The 26,729-nt window shown below is 44.8% G+C and carries 27 protein-coding genes and 1 pseudogene; 9 read left to right on the top strand and 19 right to left on the bottom strand.

Annotation, left to right across the window (positions count from 1 at the left end):
- Positions 1–318: 318 nt before the first annotated feature.
- Both P364_RS0105200 and P364_RS0105195 read right to left on the bottom strand, forming a co-directional pair.
- Positions 319–894: a DUF1802 family protein gene (locus P364_RS0105200; RefSeq protein ID WP_024629092.1), complete on the bottom strand. Its 576-nt coding sequence runs from the start codon at positions 892–894 to the stop codon at positions 319–321.
- A 127-nt stretch (positions 895–1,021) separates the two neighbouring features.
- Entirely contained in the window at positions 1,022–1,483 is a 462-nt protein-coding gene (locus tag P364_RS0105195) for a Dps family protein (protein ID WP_017689542.1), read from the bottom strand.
- 301 nt (positions 1,484–1,784) lie between these two features.
- Here P364_RS0105195 and mtnK point away from each other — a divergent pair, with 301 nt between their 5' ends.
- Together mtnK and mtnA are read left to right on the top strand one after the other, a co-directional pair.
- The gene (gene mtnK, locus P364_RS0105190; RefSeq protein WP_024629091.1) at positions 1,785–3,002 is read left to right on the top strand and encodes an S-methyl-5-thioribose kinase; all 1,218 of its coding nucleotides are present in this window, start codon (positions 1,785–1,787) and stop codon (positions 3,000–3,002) included.
- 46 nt (positions 3,003–3,048) lie between these two features.
- Positions 3,049–4,128, top strand: coding sequence for an S-methyl-5-thioribose-1-phosphate isomerase (gene mtnA / locus P364_RS0105185; protein WP_024629090.1), 1,080 nt, complete (start codon positions 3,049–3,051; stop codon positions 4,126–4,128).
- A gap of 113 nt (positions 4,129–4,241) precedes the next feature.
- On the opposite strand, the gene P364_RS0105180 is transcribed toward mtnA, so the two are convergent.
- The 4 genes from P364_RS0105180 to P364_RS0105165 all read right to left on the bottom strand — a co-directional run bounded on the left by P364_RS0105180 (position 4,242) and on the right by P364_RS0105165 (position 6,612).
- Entirely contained in the window at positions 4,242–4,544 is a 303-nt protein-coding gene (locus P364_RS0105180; protein WP_017689545.1) for a YunC family protein, read from the bottom strand.
- 480 nt (positions 4,545–5,024) lie between these two features.
- A complete protein-coding gene (locus tag P364_RS0105175) occupies positions 5,025–5,339 on the bottom strand; it encodes a hypothetical protein (protein WP_024629089.1) in 315 nt (104 codons plus the stop codon).
- Between the two features lie 96 nt (positions 5,340–5,435).
- Positions 5,436–5,708, bottom strand: a complete 273-nt coding sequence (locus P364_RS35120; protein WP_024629088.1) for a BRO-N domain-containing protein — start codon at positions 5,706–5,708, stop codon at positions 5,436–5,438.
- A gap of 304 nt (positions 5,709–6,012) precedes the next feature.
- Positions 6,013–6,612 (bottom strand): hypothetical protein, encoded by a 600-nt coding sequence (locus P364_RS0105165; RefSeq protein ID WP_024629087.1) that lies wholly within the window; start codon positions 6,610–6,612, stop codon positions 6,013–6,015.
- 183 nt (positions 6,613–6,795) lie between these two features.
- On the opposite strand from P364_RS0105165, the gene P364_RS0105160 reads away from it, so the two are divergent.
- Positions 6,796–7,650, top strand: a complete 855-nt coding sequence (locus tag P364_RS0105160) for a HEPN domain-containing protein (RefSeq protein WP_024629086.1) — start codon at positions 6,796–6,798, stop codon at positions 7,648–7,650.
- 526 nt (positions 7,651–8,176) lie between these two features.
- Here the strand turns inward: P364_RS0105160 and P364_RS38660 are convergent.
- Positions 8,177–8,303 (bottom strand): annotated as a pseudogene (locus P364_RS38660) (DUF1805 domain-containing protein); the annotation flags it as partial.
- Between the two features lie 231 nt (positions 8,304–8,534).
- On the opposite strand from P364_RS38660, the gene P364_RS0105150 reads away from it, so the two are divergent.
- Positions 8,535–9,113, top strand: a complete 579-nt coding sequence (locus P364_RS0105150; RefSeq protein ID WP_024629084.1) for a hypothetical protein — start codon at positions 8,535–8,537, stop codon at positions 9,111–9,113.
- A 146-nt stretch (positions 9,114–9,259) separates the two neighbouring features.
- Here the strand turns inward: P364_RS0105150 and P364_RS0105145 are convergent, their stop codons facing one another.
- Complete coding sequence (locus P364_RS0105145; protein WP_024629083.1) at positions 9,260–9,646, bottom strand: DUF423 domain-containing protein; 387 nt, start codon at positions 9,644–9,646, stop codon at positions 9,260–9,262.
- 279 nt (positions 9,647–9,925) lie between these two features.
- On the opposite strand from P364_RS0105145, the gene P364_RS0105140 reads away from it, so the two are divergent.
- Together P364_RS0105140 and P364_RS0105135 are read left to right on the top strand one after the other, a co-directional pair.
- On the top strand, positions 9,926–10,402 hold the full coding sequence (locus P364_RS0105140) for a hypothetical protein (protein WP_024629082.1): 477 nt from the start codon (positions 9,926–9,928) through the stop codon (positions 10,400–10,402).
- Between the two features lie 114 nt (positions 10,403–10,516).
- Positions 10,517–11,365 carry a DegV family protein gene (locus P364_RS0105135; protein ID WP_024629081.1) on the top strand — a complete coding sequence of 283 codons (849 nt, stop codon included), beginning with the start codon at positions 10,517–10,519 and terminating at the stop codon, positions 11,363–11,365.
- Positions 11,366–11,502: 137 nt separating this feature from the next.
- On the opposite strand, the gene pdaA is transcribed toward P364_RS0105135, so the two are convergent.
- Together pdaA and P364_RS0105125 are read right to left on the bottom strand one after the other, a co-directional pair.
- The gene (gene pdaA, locus P364_RS0105130) at positions 11,503–12,282 is read right to left on the bottom strand and encodes a delta-lactam-biosynthetic de-N-acetylase (RefSeq protein WP_024629080.1); all 780 of its coding nucleotides are present in this window, start codon (positions 12,280–12,282) and stop codon (positions 11,503–11,505) included.
- A 156-nt stretch (positions 12,283–12,438) separates the two neighbouring features.
- The gene (locus P364_RS0105125) at positions 12,439–12,837 is read right to left on the bottom strand and encodes a hypothetical protein (RefSeq protein ID WP_024629079.1); all 399 of its coding nucleotides are present in this window, start codon (positions 12,835–12,837) and stop codon (positions 12,439–12,441) included.
- 148 nt (positions 12,838–12,985) lie between these two features.
- Here P364_RS0105125 and cysC point away from each other — a divergent pair, with 148 nt between their 5' ends.
- Positions 12,986–13,624, top strand: coding sequence for an adenylyl-sulfate kinase (cysC, locus tag P364_RS0105120; protein WP_024629078.1), 639 nt, complete (start codon positions 12,986–12,988; stop codon positions 13,622–13,624).
- A 109-nt stretch (positions 13,625–13,733) separates the two neighbouring features.
- On the opposite strand, the gene P364_RS0105115 is transcribed toward cysC, so the two are convergent.
- The 9 genes from P364_RS0105115 to P364_RS0105075 form a co-directional block, all read right to left on the bottom strand.
- Positions 13,734–15,635: an ABC transporter ATP-binding protein gene (locus P364_RS0105115; protein ID WP_029880741.1), complete on the bottom strand. Its 1,902-nt coding sequence runs from the start codon at positions 15,633–15,635 to the stop codon at positions 13,734–13,736.
- 3 nt (positions 15,636–15,638) lie between these two features.
- Positions 15,639–16,835, bottom strand: coding sequence for a nucleotidyltransferase domain-containing protein (locus tag P364_RS0105110; RefSeq protein ID WP_024629076.1), 1,197 nt, complete (start codon positions 16,833–16,835; stop codon positions 15,639–15,641).
- Complete coding sequence (locus P364_RS0105105; RefSeq protein WP_024629075.1) at positions 16,819–17,301, bottom strand: lasso peptide biosynthesis B2 protein; 483 nt, start codon at positions 17,299–17,301, stop codon at positions 16,819–16,821. Before P364_RS0105105 ends, P364_RS0105110 begins: the two co-directional genes overlap by 17 nt.
- A 4-nt stretch (positions 17,302–17,305) precedes the next feature.
- Positions 17,306–17,605 (bottom strand): lasso peptide biosynthesis PqqD family chaperone, encoded by a 300-nt coding sequence (locus P364_RS0105100; RefSeq protein WP_024629074.1) that lies wholly within the window; start codon positions 17,603–17,605, stop codon positions 17,306–17,308.
- Entirely contained in the window at positions 17,602–18,549 is a 948-nt protein-coding gene (locus P364_RS0105095; protein WP_024629073.1) for a hypothetical protein, read from the bottom strand. The genes P364_RS0105100 and P364_RS0105095 overlap by 4 nt, the downstream gene beginning before the upstream one ends.
- A gap of 144 nt (positions 18,550–18,693) precedes the next feature.
- Positions 18,694–18,828, bottom strand: coding sequence for a paeninodin family lasso peptide (locus tag P364_RS37265; protein ID WP_152532673.1), 135 nt, complete (start codon positions 18,826–18,828; stop codon positions 18,694–18,696).
- A gap of 81 nt (positions 18,829–18,909) precedes the next feature.
- Positions 18,910–20,841 (bottom strand): asparagine synthase-related protein, encoded by a 1,932-nt coding sequence (locus P364_RS0105085; protein WP_024629072.1) that lies wholly within the window; start codon positions 20,839–20,841, stop codon positions 18,910–18,912.
- Positions 20,838–22,106, bottom strand: a complete 1,269-nt coding sequence (locus P364_RS0105080; protein ID WP_024629071.1) for a sulfotransferase family protein — start codon at positions 22,104–22,106, stop codon at positions 20,838–20,840. The genes P364_RS0105085 and P364_RS0105080 overlap by 4 nt, the downstream gene beginning before the upstream one ends.
- A 384-nt stretch (positions 22,107–22,490) precedes the next feature.
- Positions 22,491–23,831: an MFS transporter gene (locus P364_RS0105075; RefSeq protein ID WP_024629070.1), complete on the bottom strand. Its 1,341-nt coding sequence runs from the start codon at positions 23,829–23,831 to the stop codon at positions 22,491–22,493.
- 263 nt (positions 23,832–24,094) lie between these two features.
- Here P364_RS0105075 and yhbH point away from each other — a divergent pair, with 263 nt between their 5' ends.
- Positions 24,095–25,261, top strand: a complete 1,167-nt coding sequence (gene yhbH, locus P364_RS0105070) for a sporulation protein YhbH (protein ID WP_024629069.1) — start codon at positions 24,095–24,097, stop codon at positions 25,259–25,261.
- On the top strand, positions 25,258–26,697 hold the full coding sequence (locus tag P364_RS0105065) for a SpoVR family protein (protein WP_024629068.1): 1,440 nt from the start codon (positions 25,258–25,260) through the stop codon (positions 26,695–26,697). The genes yhbH and P364_RS0105065 overlap by 4 nt, the downstream gene beginning before the upstream one ends.
- Positions 26,698–26,729: the final 32 nt, after the last annotated feature.

The raw sequence follows: 26,729 nt of genomic DNA, 5'->3' as shown, positions 1-26,729 counted from the left end.
AGCGCCTATTATATCTGAACAGGGCTTCCCCTGAATTTCTCCTGTGCTCCAATCTTCAAAGCAAGAATCACTTTAGAATAATTCTAAACTGATTCTCAATGATAATCAAGTCATTTCCTACGATCTCTTGTCCCGTGCAGGAAACATTATTCTACCTGATTCTATCTTAAAAGCCCGTTTGAATCAAATAACAAAACTTCTTCGTCATAAATAGACAGTGAGAAAAATCACAGGAATTTAACCTTTTAACGAATCTTCTCCTCTCAACCGAAAAAAGGACCTATCCATATCATGGATAAGTCCTTTCGATAAATAACATTACATTTTGAGCGTCTCGTTAATCTTCTGTACCTGTTCGTCAAAATCCGCAACGTCCACCACCGGCGTCATTTCGCGCGGCACTGGACTATTCGGAATGGAAATCCATGAACGGCATCCGTTGTATTCAGATAATACGGGAATCTCCATCGGTTCCTTCAAACGGTACACTCGGAGTATCAATACGTGAAGTGGATCTTTGCGTTTCCACCTTAAACGGTCTTCGGCAAAATCCCCAGTCCACATATGAAAGTCATGAAGTCGATCCAGCATCTCCTGATCTCTGATTTCCAAATCCTGCGTCACTTCAGCATATGCCGTGAGACGGATCGTCGAAGCTTCAGGCACCCATTCGGCCAGTGATTCATCAACATAGAAATGATCAGAGGACTTAATCAGTTCTTTACGCTGATGTTCATAAGTCGGATACAGATAGAACGCTGGACTTTTCAACTCAAAACGTCTGGTTTCCTCCACAATCCCGCCTTTACGCATCACCATAACCTGACGACCCGTTTCCAGTGCTTTGATTGCAGAGGCCCATTCTTTTAATGCCGGTATCGTTGTGCCTATCATAACGTTCCCCTCCCGAAATCAGTCTTGTCAGCAGTATAGACGCTTGGCCTCGTCCTGACAACGAGTAAGGGCAGATAAGCAAACTGTATTTGTGGACGACCCACTAACTCGGCAGGTAAAGCTGGGATTAGCCCAAGAAAGAGCGAAGCATCCACATATGTTTCTCCAGATCCGCCTTGAAGCCTGTCAGCATGTCGGATGTTGGTTGGTCTTCCGCAGCATCTGCCACTTCAATACCTTCCTGATACTCGTTCGACAATGTAGCAAAATCCTCAATCAGGTTCTGTACCATAGTCTTAGCGTCTTCCCCACCAGCAGCCTCTTGAATAGAGGAAAGCTCCAAATATTCTTTCATCGTAGCCGCAGGGCTGCCCTTGAGGGTAAGAATACGTTCAGCGATTTCATCCATTTGTACAGTCACTTCGTTGTAGAATTCTTCGAATTTTACATGCAGTGTGAAAAAGTTAGGTCCTTTTACATACCAGTGATAGTTATGAATTTTGACATACAGGACGTTCAGGTTTGCCACCTGACGATTAAGTACTTGTTCCACCGATTTCGCTTGATCTGTTTTGTTTTTTGTAGCCATCTTAATCCCATCCTTTTATTATAAAATTAGTCTGACATTCACTTTAAGCAGGTCAACCTGCCGTCAATGACAGAGATTTAACAATTCGGCTCCACCCTGTGGCAGAGAGCCTTGTCGGCGGTATTCCTGTCAACCGTCCGGCCTATTTGTTTTTACCCGTGCACAGGAAGTTCGAAACAAGTCCGGTATCACCTGTCTCAAAAAAAGGGTACAAAATCACAGTTATTTCCGATATACTGACATATACCAAGCAAAGAAGTGGGTTTTCTCCTGTTTCTTCATATATATGGAGGTGGCATTCTTGTCCCAATATCACCCTTTAACACCCCAGGATGCAATCGAACTGGCCAAAACATTACCGGGTCCGTTTGCGGCAGATGCGAATTTGGAATGTCGTGAGATTGGTGACGGCAATCTGAATTTGGTCTTCCATATCACGGATCGGAACTCCGATAAAAGTATCATTATCAAACAGGCTCTTCCTTATGCGAAAGTGGTCGGAGAATCATGGCCATTGTCTCTGGTACGTGCCAGAATTGAACGGGAAATCCTGCAGGAAGAGTATCGTTTATGTCCAGGAATGGTACCCGAAGTGTACCATTATGATGATGATCTGGCCTTAACCGTGATGGAAGATTTAAGCGATCATGTGATTATGCGCAAGGGCCTCATCGATGGCGGAACGTATCCTCTTTTTGCAAAACACATTGGGGAGTTTATGGCAAGGACTTTATTTTTCACGTCAGACCTTGGCATGAACCAGCAGTTGAAGAAAGAGAAACAGGGCAGATTCGTCAATCCGGATCAATGTAAAATAACCGAAGATTTGATCTTTGATGAGCCATATCGCATTGCGGAGAAAAATAATTATGAGGCTTCAATTGAGGACGAAGCGGAAGCACTTCGCACAGATGGGGAACTTCATCTTGAAGTCGCCTTGCTGCGTGAGAAATTCCTGACACACGGTCAAGCCCTGCTTCATGGTGATCTGCACACAGGCAGCATTTTCGTTACGCCTGAATCGACCAAAGTCATTGATCCCGAATTTGCTTATTTTGGGCCAATGGGATTCGATGTAGGTGCCGTGCTTGCCAATTTGCTTCTCCATTACGCCTCGCTGCCAGGTCGAATTCAAGATCAGACGGCTCTTCATGAGCGTGAAATGATTTTGTTGGATATGGTTCGTGACGTATGGACTGAATTCGAATCCCGCTTCCGTAGTCTGTGGACTTCCGATTTGGTTGATCCTATGGCTAAGGCACCTGGATACGAAGATCTTTATGTACAACAAATATTCAGAGACGCTACTGGCTTTGCTGGCGCGAAGATGGTCCGCCGTATTGTCGGACTCGCGCATGTGGCAGATATCGATACGATTGGGGATGTCACAGAACGTGAACGTGCTCAGCGCAAAGCGCTGGCGATTGGTAAAGCACTTATCAAGCGTAATCGTAATCTGAACACAATCGGTGAACTTCTGGATACAGTAGCTACGGCGGTTTCTTCTATTAAGATTTAATTCTAAGTACACATACAAGCTTAACTTACGGAACGGAGGAACATCCATGACAACCGCTGAACATCAGCCTCTGTCCTCTCTGATATGGAAACAGGACAAGCTTGAAATGCTTGACCAGCGTCTGCTGCCTGAAACGATTCTGATGCTGAAACTATACACGCCGGAGGAAGTATGGGAATCCATCCACTCAATGAAAGTACGCGGTGCGCCGGCGATTGGAATTGCCGCCGCATTTGGCGTCGTGCTCGGTGCCAAGGCATATGACGGACTTGCCATCCAAGGATGGCTGGATCATGTAAAATCCATCTGTGCTCATCTCGCCACTTCCCGTCCAACGGCTGTAAACCTGTTCTGGGCGCTGGATCGCATGATGCAAAAAGCCAGTGACCTCGCTGAATCCGGTGCAAGCATCGAAGATAGCAATTCTGCTCTTGAAGCCGAAGCTCTCTTGATTCAAAAAGAAGACGAAGAAGTATGCCGCTTAATCGGAGAAAATGCTCTTCCTTTGTTCGCAGACGGTATGGGAGTACTCACACACTGTAATGCAGGTGGACTTGCAACCGCGAAATACGGTACGGCGACTGCACCGATGTACCTCGCTCACGAGCGCGGCATCAACCTGAAAGTATTCGCAGACGAAACTCGTCCTGTCCTTCAAGGTGCACGTCTTACAGCCTTTGAGCTCCAGCAAGCCGGCATTGACGTTACTCTGATCTGCGACAACATGGCAGGCATGGTGATGTCCAAAGGCTGGATTCAGGCAGTTATCGTTGGTACAGACCGCGTCGCTGCCAATGGGGATGTAGCAAACAAAATCGGAACATACAGCGTAGCAGTCCTTGCCAAAGCGCATAACATTCCTTTTTATGTAGCCAGCCCACTGTCCACCATTGATCTGTCTACGCCATCCGGAGATCTTATTCCGATTGAGGAACGTGCTGCGGAGGAAGTAACCGAAGGATTTGGCAAACGTACAGCACCACAAGGGGTGAAAGTATTCAACCCGGCGTTTGACGTAACGCCTAATGAATATGTAACGGCCATTATTACGGAAAAAGGCGTTGTTCGCGCTCCTTTCCAAGAGAATTTGGCTGCCCTGTTCGCCAAGGCCAAGGATGAAGCTTAAGAAGTGGAAATAAGTTTGAGTGGATCGTTTGATATAGGATTGTTACATGTAAATCAAAGAGAGGGGCTTCCCAGAAGGGGAGCCCTTTTTTTGATCGCTGATTATTCAGGGATTTAGATCATCTTGAGCAATGCTTCTACACCCGTCATGCCCACCGTAATGCCCATAGCCTCAGCTTCCGTTGTCACCGACTCCATAGGTGCATGCAGCAGCTGTTCCAATGTGCGCACGCCAACCGCCCGAGCTGCAATAATTTTGCGATCCCCAAGCTTTTCATTAAGTAACCCTACATCGAGTGCTCCGCACATAATATATCCTTTGGATGTATTAATCGTCAGTAATGTCGTTTTGGGCAACTTAACCTCTACCCCGACCAAAACATGCTCTCCAACCACAATCGGCTCCATCGTCACCATAATTTCCCGATACACCTCCTCTTCCACAGGTCACGATAATTGTATGCCTCATTTTGGATAGCCGTGTGGACACCTGCCGTGTTTTGAGAAAAAGTAAGTTGTTTTTGGATGAAATGAATGCATTGCTTTTAAATGAGTGTTAAACGAAAAACGCAAAAAAAGAAATTTGTACATGAATCAAACACTGAAAACCGGAGGGTATTTTTGTTGTGTTGGTAGGAAGCGCAAACCTTTAATCGTTATAGCAAAGAAACGAAGAAAGAGGTTGTTCGTTTGTTAGTATAAAAAGTTGGGTTGGGTTTACAGTCGGATTATGGATAAGGTTGTGATTAAATGTTACCTTGAATCTACCTACAGTCTGCGATAAAATATCATTGTTTTTTCTCCTCACAGACTAAGGTTAGTGAGAGTATGCTTTCATGGGAATAATAAAAAGCCACCTCTAACATGAGGCAGCCCCTTACTACGCTATTCTATGTATTATTTACAAGTTGCTGTTCTATAACGCATATTCTCAACTTTCCATTCAACCATACCTTTGATCCTTACGTATTCTTGAGCTAGACCTGCTTGATGGTAATCATTAAACTGCTGAGTCTTAACATCTAGAAAACTAATTAACTTATTTCGGATATCTTCCATACTTTCAATATGGTCTTTCAATTTCTTGTTTCCGTGATGTTTAGAATTCTTTCTTTTATATGGTAAGCGCGTCTTATGCTGTCTGTGAAATGCTAAGAACTCTTCAATAAGATTATAGAGTTTTGTGATATTATAATCATCCAAATTAGCCATGAAGTTTGAAACGTTAAACTTAACTTGCTCGTGCGTTGCTTCATCTCAGATAAACATTCCATCTCTACGGATTGAAGGAAGCACTTCATTTGTTACTCATTTACGAAACGATTTCGCTACGGGCTTTCTACTGTCAAAAATAACATCATATAATGCTTCTTCGTTTATAATTGTAGCAGAATTCTTTCTTCCAATTGAGTCCAGCACAGTGTGGGTTGAAACCACATCCTCGTTTAGCCGCTGTTTAACATCTGGGGATCGGAGACCGAGAATATTACATACATCTTTTAATACAAACCAAGGTTCACCGTCTACAAAAATCACTTTAACTTCATTTTCATCAAATTTAAACAAGGAACTATTGCTCACTAATCAAATCATCCTATTCCTAATTTAGTTTATGTTTTATGTGCAAGCGACAGTCCACCTTCAACCTGTTAACAGGCAGTATTCCATCCTTACATCAACTTAACTAGCTCTCCTCATCTGGTTATGTATTGTGTTGCTATATCTTGCTATCTGATATTTAATTCCTCCTCTCATATACATTTTAATTCAAGAGGGGTCACATCGTTAAGACTAATGGAAAAGAAATTGGATATTTTCAATATGAAGGCATAATAAAAAGCCACCTCAGGAATGAGGCAGCTCGCTCACTGATTTAACCTAAGCTTTACATGGAATCCATTACTTCATCGATGTCGAAGTCCAGAGAGTTATCACTGTAGATTACTCGGTTAATTAAAAAGTTTCCAAATATAGAGAGGGAAAGACTAATATGTGTTTTTTTCTTATCTACTATCCAATAGCATTGATAACTTATCTTTCCAGCAGCTAGATCTTTCTCTTCACCAACATATGTAGTAACACGCTTGCCGTTTCTATCAAGAATATCTCTGTTGTTAATAGATCCATCATATGTATCAAATAGGTCTCGCTTTATGCTAAAATATTCATCAATTAGGTCATCTGTAGTTCCGTTTGTATTGTATGGATCAAGCACATAGACTGCGCGCACTAATTTGTTTTTGTAAAACATGTAATTTAAATCAGCATTTTTCCTAAATCCTTTTGTTTTATACACTAAAATGGTGAAATCTTTATCCTTGACTGTTTTCAATATCTTTGATTTCTCTTTCTTTTTAACCTGATTGACTGTCATTCCCCAATTCACATTTTTAAAATCATACTTAGTTGCTGCTGCTGCGGGAGCCAATTGAGCCGAAGTAACGAGTAATAGTATTACTAAAAATGATAAAACTAATTTCTTCATATGTAGACCTCGTTTCCTAATTGTGGAATAATTATACCATGCCAAAAGGAGTGGGTCTACAGAATCAATTTGACTTACTGTTAATCAATGAAAGACGAAATTAATTAGTTAAGCCTATATAATGGAATAGAGCGAGGAATTAGCATAATAATTCAAGAGTAGCACAATCATTAGGAGGAAATCATGCAGACAACAAAATCGTTTATTATAACAAATGTTACATTGGACCAGTCATCCTACTCGATTAATGATTATATAACATTAACGAAAACTCGTGACAATGATGTGCTTATAACCTGTAATTCGATTGGAGAAGTATTAAGTGAGGAAGATTATCAGTCGAATGGAGCTATATTTTTTGATGCACTAAGACTGGGTTGTCCTAAAATCAATATTAGAGTTGCTCCTACATCATTTACAACTGATCAAATCCTTTACGATATTTTAAGAAACCGTAATACTTTCTTGTTTAAGTTTTCATCTTCAATCAGCGATGATATTGAAACTTATGAAGGAACATCAATTATTACAGAGACTGAAATAATTAATATAAGAAAATTCCACGAGCTATATATTGAGCACAGCAAAAAGCAAAAACTTCAACGAACTGAAGCAAAGTGGAATGAAACAAGATGGAATTATGCATTAAACCAATATTTATCAGCTTGTTCAAGTATTACAGTAGATCAGAGCATTCAAACCCTCGTAACAGGACTTGAGTCTTTACTAGTTAAGGGGGATGGAAATATTCAATATAAAGTAACTCTAAATGCAGCTCTAATTCTAGGAAGTACATATGAAGAAAGAACTGAAATCATAAAGAAAATTAAGAAAATGTATAATCTTAGAAGTAAAGCTACACACGGTGAAATAACAGAATTAGTGAGATTATTAAAGAAGCCCGATTTATACAATGATTATTTTGAATTGAAGAGCATAATTTCCAAATTACTCTTGATTACTGCCAATATGCCTGAACCAGAATTATTTGAGAGATTGGATAAAGTGTTGCTTGGTGGGCCATCTTTCTTGGAGTAAAATTAGATACATTAATTGAGGGGGAGGACATAAGTTCGTCCTCCTTTTTGTTTACACTTAAACCAAAGATCGGGAGAGGACACCCTGTTTCCGTTTAGGAAGTAAGGTTGTATGTTCACTAAACCATTCCATACGATAAAAAATCCATTCAACTCATCCCACATGTCTTGAGAGCATCTAATTCTGAATTGGATAAAGCAATATTCCAAGAACTATAGCACTGCCAATAATTGCGGTAATCTTAGTTGTGTCAATTTTAGACCTTCATATTGAGTTAATTAGTGACAATCAGAAAAGACGTATGATTAGTCGTCACAAAAAAAGATTTATTCACCTTACAAATCCATACCAGTCAACAGCCTGCCCCATTTATCAAACGTCACAAAAAGCGTCACAAAATCGAGTCACAAATGATTTTTTTAGCGTTTCCCAAGTCCTTTCAAACACTTTTGAAAACGAATGAAAGCTTGTCCCATAAGGCTCCATGACGTGTACCAGTACTTTGCGGCTCTATTCCAAAATCGGATACTGTAGTTGCTCCGCTCATGATATATTTTGGATGTATTAATCGTCAGTAATGTCGTTTTGGGCAGCTTTACCTCTACCCCGACCAAAACATGCTCTCCAACCACAATCGGCTCCATCGTCACCATAATTTCCCGATACACCTCCTCTTCCACAGGTCACGATAATTGTATGCCTCATTTTGGATAGCCGTGTGGACACCTGCGGAAAAGGATTGGAAATGAATGTGGTTTTACTTTAATTAGCCCAAGTGGTTCGCTCATTTTCTATGTCTTCAGCACTATGATTATAGCAATTTTAGTGATATAGTGTAATGAAGCGTAAATTTGCTGACATATCTTTTAACGGGGCTGGGATGAATGAAAGAAACCTTATCCAACGAAGAAGAAATCGGCTTTTTGTTCAATGTCGATATTCTTATTAAGAGCCGCTCGAATGCATTGGCACTGCAGTCCCTGTTGGAGTTCATAAACAAAGAGGAACAAATTGCGGACTTCCGGATTCAATCCGGCATAGAGCTTGGCAAAATTATTGAAGTGACACTGCAGTCCAAAAAGGACTCCTTCGCCTTTCTTCATAAAGAAAGAAAAAAATCACAATCTAATGCAAGACAGAAGAACTCATCACCAAACCAAGCGACGGCTCCAACCGTTCCAGTCTTACCACAGTCCGATATCGAAACACCTGCTTCCCAACACACTCCTTCGTCCGAAGTATCCAACAGTACCAACGGAAATTCATTCGATGTATGGATTGATACCCTCATCAAAGAAAACCGTCTTACACGGATTGTTGTGAACAATAAGAACGGCAAGCATCAGAGCATTCCATGCCGTATACTGAATTTTGATCGGGATAGCAGCATTGTCAGTGTGTACCATGTGGACGAAAAACAAGTCTATACGTTTCGAACCAATGAAATCGATGAGTTTTTGTAATCAATGAGCATTTAAACGAAAAGCAACTTACGCAGGAAATCTTTAACCATTTCCCGTGCAAGTTGCTTTTTTCAGGTTCATTCACATGTAACAATGAACTGGGACCGCTTGAATAGATCATAGCTTCACCCATCCATTGCAGATCGTCATGCGCGATCTTTTCCCCGCTGCCATACGTCCATTGCTAATAGCAACCACCCAACAATAAAGGCTACCCCGCCGATTGGCGTGATGGCTCCCAATATTTTAATACCCGAAATACTCAGTACATACAGACTGCCCGAGAATACGATAATTCCAATAAACAGCAAACGTGCAGCCCACTTGAGCTTAGTGGAGGGTCCAAGCTGACCCGCTGTGAGACCTATGATTAGCAGTCCGATTGCATGTATCATGTGGTATTGTACTCCGGTTTCATACACCGCTATGGCGTCCGCACCGATGCTTTCCTTGAGCATATGTGCACCAAACGCTCCAATAGCCACCGAAAGCATCGTCAGTACAGCACCCATCATCATCCATTTCCGTTGCATTTGCCTTCTCTCCCTTAGTTCATCTCTTAACTATTCATTTTAGCGAATCCTTGCCGTGTTTACCAGCAAGCTACGATGCAGAAGGCATTCATATGTCTGGTTATATATACTTCCCTTCGCTTTTGCCTCAAAATCGACGAAAACTGGCGTGAAACCTTGATTTTTATCGATTTTTATGGAAAAGTAAAAAGGAGTGCCTTCATTCTCTTAATTAGAATTATCACATTGAGAGTAGGTTAATTACACTCATGACCACGAGTAAGGAGGGATAATCCATTCATGGATAATCAAAATAACCGGAATAACAATGATACTTATCAATCTGGCTTCGGTTCGGATCATTCAGATCCCAATCATGACAACCCATTTACACCTTACCCCTCCTCCCTGGAAGATCCACCCGTGGGTCGATTGAAACATTCTGGACCTGGTATTGCAAGTTTTGTGATTGGATTGGTGTCTATCATTGGTTACATGCTGACTTTATTTATTGCCACGATGGCTATCAACAGTGCAATTGGTGTCGTAACCACACCGATCCAAGTGGAAGAGATTGCATTGCATCCAGCAGTTGTTCTGGCTTCTCTGGCTGTTCTGGTTTGTCTGATACTTAATCTCGCAGGACTCATACTCGGCGTGATTGGGCTAGTGCTCAAGAATCGAAAAAAAGTCTTTGCTATCATTGGTACCATCCTCAGTGGAGTCATGATTCTGGCATTTGCCGGGCTTATTATTGCAGGTATCTATATGGTTTAAAAGCTTACATCAGGCTCAAATTCATTTCTCAAAAAATTGTAACGAAATGACACTTGATCCCTCTCATCTTCATCCATTTTAATGGCCAAATTTTCGTATCCAAAGGAGATTGACATGTCACGAATCAAAATTTTCACGGACAGCACAAGTGATCTGGCCCCAGCATGGATCCAGCAGCACGATATCGGTATTATCCCATTATATGTCGTGTTCGGTGAGGAATCACTGAAGGACGGTGCTGAAATTAAGCCGGAACAGCTCTATGAACGTGTAAGCAGGGATGGGCGTCTGCCCAAAACGGCAGCACCTTCACCTGCTGATTTCATGACGGCATTTCAACCTTACATAGAACAAGGATATGATATTTTATATATCAGCTTGTCCTCTGAACTCTCGTCAACCTATCAAAATGCAAGATTGGCCAGTTCCGAGTTTCCGGAAGGTCGCATCTCTGTGGTGGATTCTCTGAATCTTTCTTCCGGGATTGCCCTGATGGTCATGAAGGCGGTTCATGCAGCAGAAAAAGGGCAGAGTCTGACCGAGATTACACATCTCGTCGAAGCCATCAAACCGAATGTGCGAACTGAGTTTGTCATCGATACGTTGGAGTATCTGTACAAAGGTGGACGCTGCTCCGGCATGCAAAATTTGATTGGCAGTCTGCTCAAAATTCGACCAGTCATTCGGGTAACCGATGGCAAGATGTCACCTGCATACAAGGTTCGTGGCAAACGGGAAAAGGCCCTGGAACAAATGCTGCAAAACACACTTAGTCATAAGGAACAGATCGACCGCGATCTCGTAATCGTTGTGCATACCATGGCCGAGGAAGATGCGCTTGATTTGCAAAAATCTCTGCAGGAACAGACCGGAGCACGAGTGGAACTGACTACGGCTGGTTGCGTTATATGTAGTCATTGTGGTCCCAAAACGATCGGTATCATTTATAACACTGCTTTATAAAAACGCTTCTTATCACACAGCACATTTTCCAGATACAATTACGCGTCCGCCTGCTTAATCCATTAAAGATCATGCCAAAAGGGCATCCCAAGCTATCGCAGCTCAGGATGCCCTTTTTCTATTGTAAACATGTAACCTTAATAACTTTTTGTTTTCAAGTCATTCAAATTTTTGAACGCATATCCTTGCTTACGAGCCTCATCAATGATGGAAGCCAACGCCTCCGTGTTATCTTTCGACACAGAGTGAAGCAAGATAACTGCTCCTGGATGCAGCTGTTTCAATACTTGCTGACGTGCATAGTCTGCCCCTTTTTGAATTTTGGTATCCCAATCTTTGTAGGCGACCGACCAAAACACATTAACGTAACCTTGGGCGTGGCTCTCTGCGAGCGTCCGGTTGTTGAAAATACCACGTGGTGGCCTCAAAAAGGTCGCTTGCTGTCCAGTCAACCGATTGACCTCAGACCGTACCTGATCAAGCTCTGTTTTTAATTTCTCATTGGAAACTCGGGTCATATCAGGATGGCTCCAGGAATGGTTCCCCACAATATGCCCTTCTGCGGCCATTCGTTTCACCAGCTCAGGCTGATCTTTCAGATAATGCCCGGTGACAAAAAATGCAGCAGGCACTTTCTTATCACGCAGAACATCTAATATGGCTGGTGTAAAGCCATTTTCATAACCGTTATCAAACGTAAGATACAGTTCTTTCTGTTTCGTATCCCCCAGGAAAATGGCATCGTTATGCTGCAAAATCTCCTTAAACCCTTCCTGATCAATGGAAGGCAATTGACCGTTTTGACTTTTTTTGAAGCCAAAGTGATACGCTCCATTTATTGGCGACGCTTCAGTCTGCGCTGGTAATATACCGAAAGCCAATATGGCCAGCAGCATGTAGAGAACCATTCGCTTCATTGCTATCCGCTCCTGTTCCTGAAAAATTCGGTTTGTCGTTTCCTATCACGAACACCTTCAGGTAATATGCCACAGGAACAGCTAATGTATGTAAATTTCAATCACAGATCGCTTCACATACATGAACCAATGGGGCGCCACACTCCAGTTCTCCATTCAAAACCGTTTATTGTCTCGCTCGGGATGATGAAACAGTTCGAGTAAGGTCTGGGGTTTCCCACTGGAAGCCAGCCACTCTCTAACCATTTCTATCGCACGTGTCTGACCGTCACCACTATCCCGCCAGGTGAGCAGCTCAATCACTTTAATAATTAGGGCAGACATATTATGGTTATCATGTTCAGAGCGATCTGCCCGCAATTTATGATAGAGGGCCTCCTGCTCCCAATCAAGCAAAATCTCGTCGCCAATGGTAGGCTTCATCAAGGTGTATGCTCTACCACATCCTGAACAGCGAACCGCACTAACCTGTTCTTGGGCAAAGATTGCCCGGATATCCTGATCGCAATCCGCGCACTGGAAATAAACCTGTATGTTGTGTATGTTATTGTTCATGATGGTGTTCCTCCTGCTATGTATGTACTACATCTATACCCGAATTATCATTGATTCACGCTAAAATTCGTCAAATTCAGAAGGTGCTATAATATTGAAAATATGTTAAAATATTATACATATCATAAGTAGGAAGAGGCGGATATCCATGTCAAAGGAAGAGCGTAACATTACCTGGCAGCAATCCAGTTTAAAGAGGCAGGACAGGGAGAAGCATAACGGTCATCGCAGTCGGGCCTTATGGTTCACCGGGTTATCCGGTGCAGGAAAATCCTCGCTTGCATTTGCTCTGGAGCAATACCTGTATGAAAAAGGGGTTCATTGTTACGTGCTTGATGGGGATAACGTACGTCACGGATTGAATCGGGACCTTGGCTTCACGGCTGAGGATCGACAAGAAAATCTGCGCCGGATTGGTGAAGTTTCCAAGCTGATGGTAGATGCCGGGTTGTTTGTTCTTTCTGCCTTTATCTCGCCGGATGCACAGGATCGAAATAGGGTAAGACAGCTCTTTGAAGCTGATGATTTCATTGAAATCTATGTACGTTGTTCGATCGAAGAGTGTGAACGACGTGATCCGAAGGGGCTTTACAAAAAGGCCCGCAGCGGTGCAATTCCACATTTCACCGGAATTTCTGCCCCCTATGATATTCCAGAAGATCCTACACTAATCATTGATACCGAAGAGCTTTCTGTTGAAGAAGCCGTACATGAAATTGTTCGGCATCTGGAACGGGTCGGTGCATTTCAGCTGCCGCAGCCTGTAAGCAATGCCATCGTTCACTAAATGAAAATGGCAATCATATTGAATTACCTCCCGACTACACATACATCAAAGGCGCTGCCTCAAATGGCGCGCCTTTTTGCTTTGTTCATTTCCGGATTTACCGAGAGAATCATTGCCCTACGACACCTGCCTGCATATTCAATAGTTTGCTGAACGTGCCTACCGGATCCGTAGATAATTGCTGATATCCACCTTGCTGGATAACCCGACCCTCATCCAGAACGATTACTCGATCCGCTGTTCGAATGGTGGATAGTCGGTGGGCGATAACAATAACGGTGACATGCCCTTTTAGGCGCTCAAGGGCTTCATGAATATGCTGTTCGTTCTCGCTATCCAGCGCACTCGTCGCCTCATCCAGTACCAATACAGAAGGGTTTCGAAGCATGGCACGGGCAAGCACCAAACGCTGACGTTCGCCGCCGGATAAGCGGATGCCCCGATCACCGATAATGGTATCTAATCCTTGCGGTAGTTTGCGGACAAACGTTGCAGACGAAGAAAACTGTAATGCATGCCACATCTGTTCCTCACTGGCATTCGGATCAACCAGGCGCAAATTTTCACGAATGCTGGTATGGAACAGAAAAGGGTCCTGAGAGACATAACCTATTGAACTTCTCCAGGCTAACAATCGATTCTCGGTTAAAGGCACCCCATCCACCAAAATCTGACCGCTCTCTGGACGAATGAGTCCCATAATCAGATCAATCATCGTGCTCTTTCCGGCTCCCGACTTGCCTACAATGGCCGTCATGCCTTTCGCCGGGATAGATGCATACGCCTCGGATAACGAGTAGGTATCACTGCCTTCATAGCGAAAATTCACTTGCTGACACTCAATGGATTCCTTAAGCACCAGGGGCTCAATGGGATGCGCATCCCCACCTTCCTGATCACTCGGCTTGGCCTGAGCCTTCATTCTGACCGAACGTGGACCGGAAACCGTTAATTCCTGATCAAATGGTTCATCAGCATGAACTGTTTTTTCGCTAATCTCACGGCTTTTTTCCGTCTCTGTCTGTAGCTCTCTCACAATCTGAAACGCGGGCAGCATGGAACTCATATATTCCAGATTGGACTGAATGGACGTGAAGCGTGGCCACAATCGGGAAAAGATCAGAATGATAAGCAACAAACTTGCCGGAGGTACTGCGAGCACATACAGGGATAAATAGATAAAAGCCGCAATAATGACAGCCGCCGATACCCGATGAATCAGTTGTGTACCACTATTCAACTGACTGAACTGAACCACGTTATGTTCAATCCGCCCACACATACGCTCAAACCAGCTGATATGTGATTTTTCAAGCATATTGCTCTTAATATCCTTGATTCCGTTAAAGTGCTCTGTAATGCCATTGTAATAGCTCTGAGAATATTCGGATGTCTGATCCCCGATTTGTTTTGCCCGCTTCACGAATTTTCTCAACACAATAAACAATATCAATCCGCAGACCAGGACAAGGGTGGTTAACTTGGCAGATAACCAGAAAGCCAGACCAATTTGAATACCGGTAAAGATTAAGGAAGCTGCCATTTGCAGCATAATATTCGTTCCCTGACTGACACGGGCGAGTTCGGTCGTTAATATATGATTAAAATCGGATTTTCGTTTTTGGAGGAAAAAAGACCACTGCGCCATAATGATGGCACGATAGGTTTCCATACGCAGCGTTCGAACAAATTGCTGCTGAATTCGCGTGTTGCGAATTGTCTGAAGACGTTGAAGCCAAGCCTGTCCGGAGACAATAAGGACAAAGGTCAACAGCACCAGCAGCAGCCTGCCATTTTCCGGAAAACGATTTAAAAATTCGGATATCCAGGGTAAGTGCAGACCTGTGGAGCCCATTTCGAAAATACCAATAAGGCTTAACATCGGAACGAGCATATATATGCCGATTCCTTCCATCAGACTGATGCAGATCATGCCCAGCAGGTTCCAATATAACACTGGGCCTGTTACACGATGCAGCTTGCGCATAAAGAATTGCAATTCCGAAATCATAGGTTATCCCCTCTCCGTCATCGTGTTCCTTTTGATTCGCCGCCAGAACCAGAGAAACGGACGTAACGGAAAATACAAAAAATGCAGTGAACGCGGAAGCGGCAGTTGATCTACATCCCAGGTACTTGGATACATACGTTCAATAAAGAAAAACAGCTTCTGCCTTGTGCTTCGCAGTGCGAACAGATAGGAACGATAACTCTTTACATCTGCCGGACTCTCAATCATCTCATTCATGAACACTACGCCGCGTCTCGCTAATTTCTCTCCTTCTCGTCTATGGGAGGACAACAAGGCGAGGTAATGGGCATCTATAGGGGTATCCAGCAATACTGAAGCGAGATGAAGAGACTGTGAACCGATGGATAATCTGCCTTCAGCTTTCAGGCGTCGCTCCACTTTTTTGACGTCCAGTGGCATGCAGCGAATCATCTGGTCGATATCCAGCAGCCAACGCAGTCTGAACCACCCATGTCTTGCGCCGTGCGTCACGAGATATGCCCACAGATCCTCCCTTTCCAGCATACGGACAGGCGTCTGGGTATAAGTGCTGAATCGGCTGCGTTTCCAAAGCAATTCAAAATCGGTTTCTCTTCCCGAATCCGGGTTAAGTCGCCAGTGGATCTCCACTTGAGTTCGTTTGACCGGGTGTTTGTAACAGATATGATGTTCCCGCCATTTCCAGCTGGCAACGGTCGGTGTTCGTTTGCCTTCCTTCGATTCATAACCAAGCGATTCAAGGATCTCTTCCGCGGACTCCACATCATCAAAAGGAATGAGGATATCCAGATCTTTAGAGGTCCGCAAGGATATATCTCCGTAAAGATCATGTGCCAATGCAGGTCCTTTGAGCGTAATATTTCGAATGCCTCGTTCACGAAAAGCACCACACACCTGCTCCATTTCGGCGGTCAGATGCAGCATGCGAAACGTATTGGCTGTATATTGCTGTCTCAGGTTTTCCACTACAAAAGCGGGAATAACCGCTGAATCCAACTCTTTTATTTTCAGATAGAGAACAGAGTACAGTCGATGATGATGGGCGAGCTGCAAAAAGAGCTTCCAGTCCATGTCCTCCATCCGTATATGGGCGTCCTCAGGGGTGATTGCTGTTAGATCGCCTTTAATCATGCTCAAAATCAGCTTAAGCTCCTGCGGAAAATCCGCTGTATAATTTCCCCATTCATGTATCGTAGACAATCTCTCCAGCTCCCCTCTCAGGACACCGCTTGCCAAACACGCCGACAACCGTATATTGGTCCATTGTATCTGCTCCGGTCACAATCAATTTCCCACTTCGCAGCCAGGCATGTGCCATCATTTGGCCTTGTTCATTCCGTGCAGTACCCATGTATAGAGTACTCTCCACTTTACGGCGTTCCAGCATCTTCATCGCTGCGATCGCCATGACAAGGCAACGGCTCTCCCATAAGGTATACCTGCTGGCAATGAGTATGGCTTTAGAAATATTTCGTATCGTCGTCACTTCACTTCGATGGAGTCCAGTCATCGACGTTTCATACATCGGTGTACCGAGGCCTGGAGCAATCTTGGCAAAAGGCATCGCCTTCAGTATTCGTGCCCACCCAAGGTGGACATAGGCTTCCCATACCAGTCCACGGATTTCACGCGGCAATGAACGATATGCTTTAATTTTTCGCAACATGGCTCTACTCTCCGCGGGTAACGTCAATTAATCCTTCATGTGTCAGATGCTCAAGGAATTGAACAACCTGTTCACGGCATAGCTCTGGTTCAATCTCATATTCTGAGGCTAACACTTCAATCAATTCATTCAATGTTCGTTCTTCACTGATCAGATCCCAGATTCGTCCACCCGTGCTTCCCAGGTTATAGTACTTTCCGTTATGAATGCTCATCATGACTTTTTCCCCGCCCATGTCACTGACAAGATTGCCTTCCTTCCGCAACACACGTTCTTCCCCATTCATTGGCTTCGTTGCTGTCATTGTCCTGTATACACTCCTTTACGTGCATGTTCTGTAATCCGGTCAGCCATCTCAAAAGCAGTAAAATCAGGTCCTGACCTCGTGATTCTGAAAACTTCGATACTGGCGGACAGTCGTGACACTGTCTCGAACAGCCATTGTGCCAGACCCTGCCTGGTCACAAGACCACTACGAAAGGTATGAGAGCACAACATGTGAAGGCGTTCCAATCCTGCAACTTCCATCAGCTGTACGGGTTTCAGCATCTCTTCCGGCTTTGGATCAAGTTCAAAAACAGCAGCAAGCGGAACCGGTCTATCATGAAAATAGTGCTGAACAGGTATCGCGTACTTCGTAATCTCTGCATGAACCGTTGCATAATCCTGTTCCTTCATGCCGAATCCATCAAGGCTGGGCTGCCATAACTTTTGCTGCGGATACCCCGGCGATACGATTGCTCTTCCCCCCGCATCCCATGTCAGTGCCACAACATCATCCGTCAAAAGCGGATAACCACGCGTAGCAAGTGCTGCGGATAATGTGGACTTTCCTGCACCAGAATGCCCAACAAATGCATACGCCCATCCATCAATGACCACTGCGCTTCCATGTAGAGGCAAAATGCTGCGTTGCATCATAATGATGGCCATACATGTGCCTAGGATAAATAATCGTACCTTTTTAATATCAGCTCCCGGTTCAGGAGATACTATGATTCTATTTCCCTGTTCCATAAAAAAAAGACCGCTATCTTCAATTCTAAAAAAAAGACTTCCATCCCGGGCAACAAAGTTGTCTCTCCCCACGTCCCACTCGTTCCAACGTGTTTTTAAATCAGCAATCTGGATGTGTACATCAACAGTGGCGGTATCTAAATCTGCACCACCCTGTACGATTTGGAGTTCGGGCAATGGAAATTGGCTCAGCCAACGCAAGCCATAAGCTTCATACTGCACAGGCAACAATGAATGACTCCTCCTTTGCAATTCTTCATGTAAATAAAAAAGCCCTTATATTCATATTGCTCAAATATAAGGGCGGAGGCGAAAAGATGGATTTGTTGCCTTTCCGCCCTTTAAGTATAATGGCACAGGTTAAAGCTTAATAACTTAGGAAGTAGGCGGGTCGTACATGTCAGCATCGTGAACAGTTATCCAGTCAATTTGTCTGTATCCTGTTCCCGCCATGGTTTGGTTCACTTCCAACACTTCCAGTGCTGGTGCTAGCCATTCTTTCTTTTGCATTTGCATCGTATTCACCTCCCTTCATGAGTCAATGAAATAATGAATCTTACTTCAGTTCACATCAATCATCCACTGGCAAGTTCAAAACTTTTGTATGAATCGATATACGATCAGGCTATGCATCATCAACCGCAAGTCCGGATGGGAAGCAAGCTCGGGTCGAGGGTTTGGAAAATTCGCAAGTGCCGACTTGATTCGCTCTGTGTTCAATATGCCGGCGACCCGGCTGTCAGAACATAGCGCACGTAATTCGGCAGTAAAATCGCCCCAATTGGGAATCATACGGTGCAACCAATCTGCAGGCTGGACTCCGCGTACTCGCTGATTTAATCTTACTTTGTCAGGCAGCTCGGGTGAGGTAGCCCGACGAATTAAGGACCGGTCCGTCCCCTGATTAACATATTGTTCTATCGGCACGGACAGACAGAAACGAATCACTCTGGCATCACTCGTAGGATCACGTTCCCATGTCCGATAACGAAGAGAGCATTTGGTGGCGACAGCACCATTTTTGTTTGCAATGGCCAGGTTGTTGAATTTCTCTGCCCGTACTTTAAGCGCATCTGCCTGAGCACCGCCTTGCAGAACAATAATGGATTTGAGCCGTTCCAATACGCCTGTTCGCCTAGCAAACTCCGGATGGATTAATTGTACCGATGCAGCCTGGGCAGCCCCCTTTGACATGGATTTGAATAATTCCGGATACGCTTTACGGCCCGTAATTTTGGCAATTCGTGAGAATTTCATCCCGGTACGTTCACTGTACTGCTGCATTTCCCGGAGCCACCGGAACCAGCGTCCGCTTTTTAGCAAACTGGCGTAATAATCCAGTGCCGGCCCCCAGGATACCGTGAAGTTGCCCCGTGCTCCAGTCAATAAAATGCCTGCATCCTGCTGGCTCGCTTTTTCATAGAATCCACGAATCCAGAATGAGTTCTCAAAGTATTTATAGGGCATTTCCATAATATCAAGCCAGGTATCTACTTCACTAAGAGGACTTCTCCCCTCGAAATCAAGATAATTCTCCGTGATATTACCGACGTGATTAACGGTAGACTGGATAAAAGGGCGTTCATCCGCTAACAGCGTTTTCGATGTATAATCCGTAAAATCAGACACCGGAACATAACTGTACGCATTTAACGTTTTTCCCTGTCTCCGCAGTGTTCCTGACGCAAATCCAACCACAGCTCCAGAATCCAGCCCTCCGCTCAAAGCAGCAGCCACCTGTCGATGCGTTCGCAAACGCGATCCAACGGCTTGACCAAATACCTCACGGAAAGCTTCTACATATTCCCCGTCGGACTTGAGTCTTAGAGGCTCCACTTCGTCCCAGCGATGATATTGTTTCTGTTCCAGCCTGCCATCCCTGAAGCTAAGCGTATGGGCTGGAGGCAGCTGGCTTACTCCACGATAGACGGTAGAATGGATATCTGCTGAGTCATGCATGTCGGGAATGGCAAGAAATTCGGACAACCAGATTTCATCCAGCTCTTTATGTACACCTTCCAGTTGCAGTAACGGATTCATTAAGGTACAGAAGGCAAACCGCTGACCATCATGCCGAAAATAAAAGGATCTCATGCCAGTAATGTCTCTGGCAGCGAAGAGTCTGCGCTTGCGATCGTCCCAGATGGCGAAGGCAAAATCACCAAGCAGTTTCTCCGCCATATGTTCATCCCATCGCTGATATGCACGCAGGATTAGTTCACTATCCGACAATCCTGCTAACTCCGCTCTCGATATAGAGAGTTGATCTGCCAGCTGTTCCCGATTATCCAAAATGGCATCCGCCGTGATGGTCAGACCGCTCACTTCATCAAATAAAGGCAATTGCTCCCTGACCGACTCTGGTGTAATCCACTGGGCGTGGCAGCTCAGGAAGGCTTCATTACCTTTCCAGACCCCAGTTGTATCCGCCGGAACGTGCCCCAGACTGGCATATAGGTGCCAACTGTCCTCCCATAACGCTTGCTGACCATCGGTGTGAACAATTCCTGCTATAGCGCTCATGACTTTCCTCCCCGAAGTATCTTGCGCTGTGAAGCCCAGGCGCTTAACTGGTTACCAAACGGAATCAAGGATTTGATACGCTGAATCTTGCTATGAGCAGAGGCGAGTTGTGCCTTCAATCGTTCCCGCTCATTGTACCCTCGCTCCAGCCGATTATCGGCTGCACGAAGTGCGGCTTCCAGTTGCCTGATGGTTGCGAGTGCGGCCAGTGTCGGATCAATCGCTTTTGGTTCACTCGTTCCAAGATTATTGCTATTGCCATCTTGAGTACTGCCCCCAACGTCTACAGGCTGCATCCGGTAACCATGCTGCCAGCTGCAGCCTGTTGCTTCGGAGAATTGACGATCTAGCTTCCCAATGACTTCCTCATCCGGGCCAGCTTCATAGCGCACACCCGTCCATTGCTCGGCTTCTTCCAGCTGTTCACTGTACCCCATCCGATGGAACAGATCTGCACCCATTACTCGGCAATAAAATTCAACTTCCTGTGGATTCAGTATATTTTTCCAGTTGTTAACAGAATCCTTATGAGCTTCCTGATGGGAGGACAGAAACGGATCACCGACACCCATACTGTAGAACATATTGGACTTTGTACTATCCGCAAAGCGTCCATATTGCTCTATTCCCTCTTCATATCCGATACCAAGAAAGCCACATAACTTTTCCATTTCGTCCCGAGGATTGGAGACGAGTTGTTCGTACTGAACTTCATAGGCATTCGTGTGTTTGTCCGCAAAATAATCATTCAAACGGAGCATACCCAGCGTGAGATCAACAGCTTTCATATTAAGATTCGGACTCTGCAAGCTGCGAATCAGTTCGAAGCCTTCTCCTGTATGGCGGTTTACCTTTTTGTAGGAAGCTGCTATGGAAAGGGGGTTACGCTGAAGATGAATGCGCTTGGACTGTGGAAACAGGCGATCCAGCCATTCCAGCATATAATAGTAACGAGGAGATTTATCTACGAGGAAGTCTGCCCCGCTCCCCTCCAGAAATCCGTTATAAATTTCAAGAGCAAAGCTTCTGCACGCCTTTTCAAAACCTTCGTCTGAGACCATGGCGCTATAAAACTGACGGATGATTGCACTTCCGCCATATGGGCGGGAATCAGCCTTCTGCAAATCTACAAGATTCATCAGAAACCACATCTCTTGTGTAGCAAATACACGGCTGTGATTTTGCAGCATCACGGTGGATAGCGAACTTCCACTGCGAGGTACACATAGTAGTAAGACAAGTCCGTTACCATGAACATCTACCAAGGGCAGCCTCTCCTCTGTAAAATTAAAATAAGCATGCAGTTGGTATAGCTCTCTTTATCTCAACATCGGCTATAAAAACCATAAGGGAATAGGTACAATGGATGATGTGCTTTCGACAACTTTTAGATACGATATGTATTCATAGTTTTACTCTATGATACAAAATGTATCATGTCAATCTTTTATTTTCACCTTTTCATAATATCTTTCTATCCACTCTATTCTGCTCTCTGTCGTTTAAGCACTTATACATTTTCTATCGTGCTTACTAGTTATGACTGTTGCACAAACATGAAAAAGCTCTGGAGCCGTTTACGAATAAACAGACCCACAGAGCTACTATTATTAATAATAAAAGATTAGCAATACCACATCGTTAACCACTCATCCAGTCGATCTTGCCTCCGACCCTTTCGCTGAAATGGGATGATGCATCCAGCCTTGCTCGTCTTCCTGATTGGCCTGAATTGCATCCGACATACCCTGCTGCACCTTAACCGTCCATAACACAGCAATCCCAGCAGCGAAAAAGAAAATCAGAGATAGAATTCCCCAGCGGGTTGACCCTGTTAATTGACCCACCCAACCGAATACAAACGGCCCAAAAATCGAAGAGAATTTGCCTGTAATATTAACAAAACCAAAATACTCTCCTGTTCTGCCTGCAGGCATCAAATTGCTGAACAAGGAACGCGCCGTCGATTGGCTTACGCCCTGAACTACGCCAACCAGTCCGGCGAGCAGATAGAAATGCATGGCTGACGTCATGAAATATCCCAAAATTACGATGCATATGTAAATGGACAAGCTGACCATCAACACCTGCTTCGCACCCCAACGCTGTGCCCATGCCCCCAATAACAATGTGCAAGGAAACCCGATAAACTGGGTCAGTAACAAGGCCAACATCAGATCGGCTGTCCCGATCCCAATGCTTGTACCGTAAATGGTTGCCATCAGGATAATCGTGTTAATGCCATCATTGAAAAACCAGAAAGCAACCAGCATACGCATCAACTGGGGAAAACGCCGTATCTGGCGAAACGTTTGGCGAAGTCTGCGTACGCCCACACCAGCATAGCCTTTCCATGACTTAGGCAATTCTGGCGATGCAGGCCGACGTGGGGCATGGCGAAATAATGGAATCGAGAACACCAGCCACCACAACGCTACCGAGATAAAAGCAAGCCTCGTTCCAGCAAGCGTACTTCCCATCCCAAACCAGCCAGGCTGCTGAATCATCAGCATATTGACCGCAAGCAACAGTCCTCCACCAATGTATCCATAAGCATACCCTTTGGAGGAGACCATCTCTCTTCGCTCGGCTGATACCAGATCAGGCAGCATCGCATCATAGAACGTGTTGCCACCCGCAAAACCGATGGTCGAAATAACCAGCAGTGCAGAAGCAAGCAGCCAGTCCCCCTCTCCAATGATGCTGAATCCGAGCGTTGCGATGATGCCAATGATGGAGAATACCTTTAGAAAGTCCCCCTTACGTCCCGATAAATCCGCTAAGGTCCCCAGCAAAGGGGTTAACAGGGCTACACATAACATGCCGATGGAATGGGTATACGCCAGATAAGATGCTGCGGTATCTGCATCCAGTGTTGCAGCAGCCACAGAAGCATAGAAGACGGGAAGAACCGCTGCAAGTACCGTCGTCGCATAGGCCGAGTTGGCCCAATCATACGTAATCCATGCCTTAATTGCCCGTTTATCCAAATGGTATCCTTCCTTTGCACACATCCCTCAAAGGGATGTTAAGTAAACACCTGTCCCTATTGTAAAGGAAGTTCATCACACTTGTTCACCGTTTCTGTAAAAAAAGTTCCGGACGCTCTGTGCAATTTTAGCTGATACTGGAAGGGAAACTCGCGCAATTGTATCATTTTATCTACTCATGCATCACATATCATCCCCGCCCGTGAATATACTTAATTACCGACAGGCCAAACTGTGCCGCGTAATCAATGGGGGGTGCCTACATGTCAAATTCACACCAGCCTTACTCGTTCGTCGTATCCCGGGAAGATTGGTCGCTTCACCGCAAAGGGTACCAGGACCAGCAACGCCATCAGCAAAAGGTTAAAGATGTCATCAAGCAGAATCTGCCTGATTTGATTACCGAAGAAAACATCATTATGTCCGATGGACAACAAATCATCAAGGTACCAATCCGCAGTCTGGATGAGTACCGTTTTGTGTATAACTACCAAAAGCAAAAACATGTAGGCCAGGGAGACGGTGACAGTCAGGTCGGAGATGTCATCGGACGTGATCCCGCTTCGAAGAAGCCAGGCAAAGGTGAAAAAGCCGGAGATCAGCCTGGGCATGACATCGTTGAAGCCGAGGTAAGCATCGAAGAATTGGAAGATATGCTTTTCTCGGAACTGGAGCTTCCCGATCTCAAGCAGAAAGACAAGGATCAGATTGAGACACATACCGTTGTATTCAACGATATTCGCAAAAAAGGCATGCAGTCCAATATTGACAAGAAACGAACCATATTGGAGAACTTGCGCCGCAACGCCACGACCGGCAATCCGGGTATTCACCATATCAGTCCGGATGATCTGCGTTACAAGATGTGGGAGGATAAAATCATTCCACAATCCAATGCGGTCATCATCGCCATGATGGATACTTCCGGATCGATGGGTTCCTTTGAGAAATATTGCGCACGCAGCTTTTTCTTCTGGATGACCCGTTTTCTCCGTCGTCAGTATGAGAAGGTCGAAATTGTTTTCCTCGCCCATCATACCGAAGCCAAGGAAGTGACCGAGGAGGAATTTTTCACGCGCGGCGAAAGTGGAGGCACTATCTGCTCCTCTGTATATATGAAGGCATTGGAAATTATTGATAGCCGTTACCCGCCTTCCAGCTACAACATCTACCCTTTCCACTTCTCGGATGGAGATAACCTGACCTCGGATAATGAGCGGTGTGTCAAACTGATTGGTGAACTGATGAAGCGCAGCAACATGTTTGGGTATGGTGAGGTGAATCAGTACAACCGCAGCAGCACACTCATGTCTGCCTATCGTCATATCAAGATCGACCAGTTTATGTATTATGTAATCAAAGAAAAAGGCGAAGTGTACAAAGCTTTGCGCAGCTTTTTCCAGAAACGGGAAGGAGGCAGCGTAGGATGACTGATGAAATCCGCGACCTTGAATACGCCATTGCCGAGATTATGGAAATTGCCAATGGATTCGGACTGGATTATTATCCGATGCGTTATGAAATATGCCCTGCCGATATCATCTATACCTTTGGAGCGTATGGTATGCCGACCCGGTTCAGTCACTGGAGCTTCGGGAAGACTTTTCATAAAATGAAGATGCAGTATGATTTTGGACTCAGTAAGATTTATGAGCTCGTAATCAATTCCAACCCTTGTTATGCCTTCCTGCTGGATGGCAATTCCCTGATCCAGAACAAGCTGATTGTCGCACATGTGCTGGCGCACTGTGATTTTTTCAAAAACAACGCTCGGTTCTCCAAGTCGAATCGCAATATGGTGGAGAGTATGGCAGCAACTGCTGACCGGATCAGCAACTATGAGATGGAATATGGTACAGAGGCTGTTGAAGCGTTCATTGATGCCGTTATAGCCATTCAGGAACATGTCGATCCACAGTTGATCAAACCCCGCCATTTGGACAAACAACGCTATATGGAGATGAAAATGCGGGAGCAGCGCGGGGAGAAAAAGCCAAGGCCGGAAGGTCGCTATGATGACCTGTGGTCCCTTGATGATATCCAGACCGAGGAAAAACCTGTGGAGGGCATACAAGTACATCACTTCCCACCAGAACCGGAAAAGGATATCATGTGGTTTATCCAGGAATTCTCTGAAGTGTTAACGGATTGGCAGCGGGATATCATGAGTATGATGCGTGAGGAAATGCTCTATTTCTGGCCGCAGATGGAAACCAAGATTATGAATGAAGGCTGGGCCTCCTACTGGCATCAACGTATTATACGGGAACTGGACCTGAACAGTGAGGATACGATTGAATTTGCCAAACTGAACTCTTCTGTCGTGCAGCCATCCAAGCAAAGTTTGAATCCCTACTATTTAGGGCTGAAAATATTCGAGGATATTGAACGTCGCTGGGATAACCCGTCCCGGGAAGAAAGAGAACGTTTTGGACGTCAACCGGGGCAGGGTCGGGCCAAAATGTTTGAGGTTCGCGAATTCGATTCCGACACCTCATTTATCCGCAATTACATGACCAAGCAATTAACCGAAGACCTTGACCTCTATGTATTCGAGAAAAAAGGCCCGGACTGGAAAATTACCGACAAGTCCTGGCAAAACATACGGGATCAGCTTGTATTTTCACGCATCAATGGTGGTTCTCCATACCTGGTCGTTCAGGACGCCGATTACCTACGAACAGGAGAACTCGTGCTCAAGCATCAATATGAGGGCATCGAGCTGGACCTGAAATATATGGAACGGACCCTTCCTTATCTGTACCGCCTCTGGGGACGTACCGTCCATGTGGAAACACGGGTTGAAGATAAACCGATCTGGTTCACATATGATGGCAAGAAGCACCACCGCAAGTTTTTATCATAAGAACACAAAAAAGCGGCAAGTCCCTGGCATAT

It is taken from the genome of Paenibacillus sp. MAEPY2, from assembly GCF_000499205.1.
Taxonomy (GTDB): domain Bacteria; phylum Bacillota; class Bacilli; order Paenibacillales; family Paenibacillaceae; genus Paenibacillus; species Paenibacillus vandeheii.
Note: the sequence above shows the minus strand (reverse complement) of the source record. Positions and strands in the feature narration are given on the sequence as shown.